The sequence below is a fragment of the Streptomyces solincola genome, assembly GCF_002982015.1.
GTDB lineage: Bacteria > Actinomycetota > Actinomycetes > Streptomycetales > Streptomycetaceae > Streptomyces > Streptomyces solincola.
On the sequence record NZ_PVLV01000239.1, the window covers coordinates 1 to 4121 of the forward strand.

General features: G+C 77.0%; 3 protein-coding genes. 2 read left to right on the forward strand and 1 reads right to left on the reverse strand.

Annotated features, from left to right (window positions below):
* Together C6N75_RS16590 and C6N75_RS16595 are read left to right on the forward strand one after the other, a co-directional pair.
* The coding region (locus C6N75_RS16590; RefSeq protein ID WP_105869687.1) for an LLM class flavin-dependent oxidoreductase at positions 1-1233 on the forward strand (1233 nt) is incomplete at its 5' end.
* Positions 1234-1462: 229 nt separating this feature from the next.
* The gene (locus tag C6N75_RS16595; RefSeq protein WP_105869688.1) at positions 1463-1828 is read left to right on the forward strand and encodes an STAS domain-containing protein; all 366 of its coding nucleotides are present in this window, start codon (positions 1463-1465) and stop codon (positions 1826-1828) included.
* A gap of 11 nt (positions 1829-1839) precedes the next feature.
* Here C6N75_RS16595 and C6N75_RS16600 read toward each other — a convergent pair.
* Positions 1840-4121 (reverse strand): MMPL family transporter (locus C6N75_RS16600; RefSeq protein ID WP_146132583.1); only part of this gene is annotated, 2282 nt, incomplete at its 5' end.

The window sequence follows — 4121 nt, forward strand, 5'->3', positions numbered from 1 at the left end:
GAGCAGGGTGAGCGGTTCGAAGCCGCCGAGCGCGGCAAGCTCGACTCGGTGTTCCTCGCCGACGGCCTCGCCCTGTGGGGCCAGGTCGCGCACAACGCGCTCGGCGGCTTCGAACCGCTCACCCTGCTCTCCGCGATCGCGGTGGCCACCGAGCGGATCGGGCTGATCGCCACCGTCTCCACCACCTTCAACGAACCGTTCCACACGGCCCGCAAGTTCGCCTCGCTGGACCACATCAGCGGCGGCCGGGCCGGCTGGAACATCGTCACCTCCGGCACCGTGCAGGAGGCCCGCAACTTCGGCTTCGACGAGCACCTGGAGCACGCCCTGCGCTACGAGCGGGCCCGGGAGTTCGTCGAGGTAGCCACCGGACTCTGGGACAGCTGGGAGGACGACGCGGTGGTCCTGGACCGGGCCGCCGGGATCTACGCCGACCCGCGGAAGGTCCGGCCGATCGGGCACCAGGGCGTCCACTTCGGCGTCCAGGGCCCGCTGAACGTGCCGCGCTCCCCGCAGGGCCACCCGCTGCTGGTGCAGGCCGGCTCCTCCGAGGACGGCAGGGAGTTCGCCGCGCGGTACGCCGAGGCGGTCTTCACCGCCCAGCAGACCCTCGCCGACGGGCAGGCGTTCTACAAGGACCTCAAGAGCAGGCTGGCCCGCCACGGCCGGCGCGAGGACGACGTGCGGGTGCTGCCGGGCATCGCCCCCGTCATCGGCTCCACCGAGGCCGAGGCGCGCGCCCTGGAGCAGGAGCTGACCGACCTCCAGGTGCCCGAGTACGGGCTCGCCCAGCTGTCCGGGATGCTCGGCGTCGACCTGACCGGCCTGCCGCTGGACGGCCCGCTGCCCGACCTGCCCGAGGAGCGGGACATCAACGGCAACAAGAGCCGCTTCACACTGGTCGCCGAGCTGGCCCGGCGCGAGGGGCTGACCCTGCGGCAGCTCATCGCCCGCCTCGGCGGCGGCCGAGGGCACCGGGTGGTGGTCGGCACCCCGGAGCAGATCGCCGACCGGATCCAGGAGTGGTTCACCCAGGGCGCGGCGGACGGCTTCAACATCATGCCGCCGTACCTGCCGGGCGGCCTGGAGCACTTCGTGGACCAGGTGGTGCCCATCCTCCAGGAACGCGGCCTGTTCCGCACCGAGTACACCGGCCGCACCCTGCGCGACCACTACGGCCTGCCCCGGCCGGGCGGCCGCCACCCCGCCGAGCCCGCGGCCGCCGTCTCCTGAGCCGCATCCGCCGGGGAGGGGGCGCCGCGGCCGTCTCGACGGCGGCCGGGGCGCCCCCTCGGCTCCACCCGGTCCCCGCTCGTCCCCACGAGCGGCGGCGCCGCCCGGTGGGGCGCCGCCGTGGCTGCGTCTGCCCGGGCCCCGGCCCCGCAGACGGAGCCACCCGGGTGAATCCGGATCTTCCTCCACCCGGGGCGTCCCGGCGCACGAGGACTGCGACAATCAAGCGGTGAGCGAGACTCCGGATGTGATCACGACACCGGTCGACGGCGTGTGGCTCGTCCGCGTCGGCGGCGAGTTCGACCTGGACTCGACCGGCGGGCTGGCCGAGGCGCTGGACCCCGCGCCGCACCACGCCGCCCGGGGTGTGGTGCTCGACCTGTCCCTGGTCGACTTCGCCGACTCCACCTTCCTGCACGTGCTGCTGGAGGCGCGCAAGCGGTTCGCCGCTGCCGCGCTGCCGTTCGTCCTGGTCCGGCCGCACCGGCACGTGCGCAGACTGCTGGACCTCACCGACACCGCGCGGGCGTTCACCGTGGCCGGCGACGTGCCGGCCGCCATCGCCCTGGTGCACGCCCGCAGCGGCGGCCGGTAGGCCCGGCCCGCTCAGACGCCCGTCCGCTCCGGTACGCGCGCCGGCGGAGGCGGTACGGGGAGGGGTGCGGCCTTCCTCCTCCGGTGCGGCGCCCACCAGTTGGCGTCGCCCAGCAGCCGCATGGTCGCCGGGACCAGCACCCCGCGGACCACGGTGGCGTCGATCAGGACCGCCAGCGCGATGCCGAAGCCGAGCTGCCGCAGCGGCATCACCTGCGACCAGGTGAGCGCCCCGACCGAGACCGCCACCGCCAGCGCGGCCGCGGTGAACACCCGGCCGGTGCGCGCGATGCCCTCCACCACGGCCGCGGTGTTGTCCCCGGTGGCCCGGTAGTGCTCCTGGATCCGGGAGAGCAGGAACAGCTCGTAGTCGACGGCCAGCCCGAACGCGATGCAGAAGACCAGCACCGGGATGGTGGTGTCCAGGGTGCCGGTGAGTGCGAATCCCTCGGTGAGCGGGGCGAAGCGGCCGTGCTGGAAGACCAGCGCCACACAGCCCAGCGCCGCGGTGAGGCTGACCGCGGCGACCACCACCACCTTCAGCGGCACCAGCACGCTGCGGGTGTGCAGCCCGACGACGGCCAGGGTGGCCAGCGCGATCAGCGCGCCGGCCAGCGGCAGTCCGTCCGCCAGGGCGCTACGGGCGTCCACCGTGGCGGCCGCCTGCCCGGCGACCAGGACCGGCCCCGGCGCCGGCAGCGCCCGGACCGCGCGGATCAGCCCGGCCGACGCCTCCGCGTACGGCGGGCCCTCCGCAACCACGGTGACCAGGACCCCGGCGGCCGGGGCCCGCCCGGCCGCCGGGGTCGGCGGCGCGGCCGGGACGCGCCGCCCTGCCTCGTACCGCCCGGTCGGGGTGGAGACCGCGGCCGCGCCGGGCAGCGCGGACAGCGCCCGGCCGTAGCGGTCCAGGGCCGGGGCCGCGGCGGCGCCGACGGGGGCGTCCGGGAGCACCACGGTCAGCGCCCGGTCGGAGGCGGCCGGGAAGAGCCGGGCGACCGTGTCCGCGGCGGCGTGCGCCTCGGCGGACACCGGCAGGTTGCGGTGGTCGGACAGGCTCAGCCGCACCTGGGTGAACGGCAGCAGCATCAGCGCGAGCAGCAGACCGCTGGCGGTCAGCGACACCACCGGCCGGCGGGTGACCGCCCGCGCCAGCGCCGCCCACACCCGGCTGCCCTGGGCCGCCGGATCCGCCCCGCGCGACCGCCCCGACCGGCGCAGCGGGTCCAGCGCCTCCACCCGCGGGCCGAGGCAGACCAGCGCGGCCGGAATGACCGTCACCGCCGTCGCGGCGGCCAGCACGGCCACGCCCATCCCCGCGTACGCCATCGAGCGCAGGAACGGGAACGGGAAGACCAGCAGCGCGGCGAGGGCGGCCGTGATGGTGCAGGCCGAGACGGCGACGGTACGTCCCGCGGTGCGGGTCATGGTGCGCACCGCCGCCTGCGGGGCCCGGCCCAGGGCGCGTTCCTCGCGGTAGCGGCTGACCATCAGCAGCGAGTAGTCCACCGCGAGCCCGAAGCCCAGCGCGGCGGCGAGGTTCACCGCGAAGACCGACACCGGGGTGAACGCGGTCGCGCCGTGCAGCGCGGCCAGCGCCCCGGCGGTGGCGATCCCGCCGACGACGACCGGCAGCAGGGCGGCGACCAGCGAGCGGAAGGCCAGCACCAGGACGGCGAACGTCAGCGGGGCGGCGAGCAGTTCGGCGCGCAGCAGGTCGGCGCGGGAGCGCGCGGTGGACTGGGCGGTGGCCCACGCCGGGCCGGTCGCCTCCACCCGCAGCGGCCCGTTCCCGGCGCGGTAGCGGGGGACCAGCTCGGCGGCCCGGCGCGCGGCGGCCGTCTCGTCCCCGGCGAGGTGGACCAGCACGAGCGCGGCCCGCCCGTCGGGCGTCCGCAGGGCTGAGCCGCCGGCGGGGGGCCGCGGGGCCGCGCTGGAGTCGGAGGGCCGTAGCGCCGTTGCGGCGCCTGCGGCGGGTGGGAAAGGTGAGCGCACCTGGTCCACGCCCGGTTCCCGGGTCAGCCGGGACACCAGCCGGGCGGCCTGGGCGCGGGCCGCCGTCCCCGCCTCCACCGGGCGCAGCAGCAGGACCAGGTCCGGGCGCTCGCCGCCGAGACGGGCGGCGGCCTCGGCCGCGCGGACCGAGGGGGTGCCGGTGGGGGCGAACCCGCCGCTGGCGAGCCGCCCGTACAGCCCGGCCGACGCGGCGGCGAACACCGCGCACAGGACGCCGGCCACCGCCAGCACGAGCCGCGCCCTGCGCAGGGCGCGGGCGGGGTCCGGGGGAGCGGACG